A 1567-nucleotide genomic window follows, 5' to 3' on the forward strand; every position below is an offset into this window, starting at 1 on the left:
TCTTTTATTATATATGAAAAGAGCGAGGTATTCGACGATTCAATCGTCGAATACCTCGCAAAGTTAAACTATATGGACTTTTTCAGTACCCTCCAATTGAACGGGGGTGTTGGTTCCCTAACTTTTATTTGGGAACGTTTTTTAGGTTAGATATGTATAGTTTATACGTCTTTTTTGAACTGAAATACCGTCACTTTAAGTAAATAATTAGCGTTATTTGGAATACACAGTAATTATAAAGTATTGACCGTTGAGAAATGTATTCGATATTGTTTCGGCATATCTTGATTTCCAGTGTGTTCCAAATCTAAATCTCTATCAAAATAGATATCATATGATTTTCCTTTTTGATAACCCTCACTTGGTGGTTTTATTACCATATTTTTAGAATCTATGGCTTCTACTGTTACAGGGACTTTATTTTTATCCTCGTCTAAAACGTAAATAGATTTTTCATTAAAAAAATCCTGATTCATTCCATGGTCAAAAGTAATAATCCAATTGTGATTTACAGGTGTATCAGATTGATTCATGCCAGCCATTACTATAATTTCTTGTTTTTCTTTAGTGCCTTGATTATAACTAATTAAACTTCCTATTCCTATAATGGCGAACGCTGATAAAGTAAGAATTATCTTTCTCATATGATTTCCCCCTTGACTAATTACTTGATTATTCTATATATTACCACATTTAATTCACTCAACTAAATTACTGTTAATTGAATAACCTTTCTAAAACGTCGTTTGAACACCGAATCGAATAGACAAAAGCAGCAGAGATAGTGTTGAAATCTTTGCTGCTGGTTCGAACATTCCCTAAGTGTCATTTGGGAACGTTATTTGCATTTATTTTGTATATGTTATAAATCTTTAATGAACTATAGTAATCTTGAATTTAATAATCGTTATTTATTTTTCATAATGAAATCTCTGCTCGATAAAAAATAGGCAGTACCAGCTACAAATAACCCCGTGTTAAGCAACATTGCTATGCCATTCCATTCGTTATTAAACAAGGTCATATTTGTTAGATTTACAAAAAATATTGCAGCTAAAATAACGTACAGTCCTGTTATCTCTTTCATTTCTACACCTCCAGAAAAAGGGTCAATTTTTTAATAATAATAATAATAATGCACCCAAAGCGTGGTTGGGCAAATTATTAGGTTTATTTTGTATGCTTTATAAATCCTTGTTTCAATAAAACCATTGTTAGCTTTGCAAAATTACTTATTTGTTTTTCTCCAAATCAATGTTGCAATAAGAAGTGTAATACCAACCGATGCCCCTATAATTTGGTCTAATAAAAGTTCACCAGTTCTAAAGTAACGGATGGTAAAAGTTCCTCCAAAAATAACTATTATCGTAACTGCTAATTGAATAAGATATGTATTAATTTTCATCATTCATCCCCCCATTGTATAATTTAACCACAATTTATGATGGTTAAAAAAAACCCCCAAAGCGATTTTGAAGTGACCCCTAAAAGTTAGACACGGTTATTTCAGGCAGCTCTTTGGGCATGGGTTCGATAGTGTATCGGGCTCATGCCTTTTAATTTTGCC

Annotated in this window: 3 protein-coding genes; all 3 read right to left on the reverse strand. The window is 31.6% G+C overall.

Annotated elements, in window-relative coordinates:
- Nucleotides 1-233: 233 nt before the first annotated feature.
- The 3 genes from ACQKIH_RS22380 to ACQKIH_RS22390 all read right to left on the reverse strand — a co-directional run bounded on the left by ACQKIH_RS22380 (nucleotide 234) and on the right by ACQKIH_RS22390 (nucleotide 1405).
- The gene (locus ACQKIH_RS22380) at nucleotides 234-644 is read right to left on the reverse strand and encodes an Ig-like domain-containing domain (RefSeq protein ID WP_427769058.1); all 411 of its coding nucleotides are present in this window, start codon (nucleotides 642-644) and stop codon (nucleotides 234-236) included.
- Between the two features lie 263 nt (nucleotides 645-907).
- The gene (locus tag ACQKIH_RS22385; protein WP_427769060.1) at nucleotides 908-1087 is read right to left on the reverse strand and encodes a hypothetical protein; all 180 of its coding nucleotides are present in this window, start codon (nucleotides 1085-1087) and stop codon (nucleotides 908-910) included.
- A gap of 141 nt (nucleotides 1088-1228) precedes the next feature.
- Complete coding sequence (locus tag ACQKIH_RS22390) at nucleotides 1229-1405, reverse strand: hypothetical protein (protein WP_427769062.1); 177 nt, start codon at nucleotides 1403-1405, stop codon at nucleotides 1229-1231.
- Between the last annotated feature and the right edge of the window lie 162 nt (nucleotides 1406-1567).

This window comes from Solibacillus cecembensis (genome assembly GCF_050272495.1).
In the GTDB taxonomy this organism is placed as follows: Bacteria; Bacillota; Bacilli; order Bacillales_A; family Planococcaceae; genus Solibacillus; species Solibacillus cecembensis.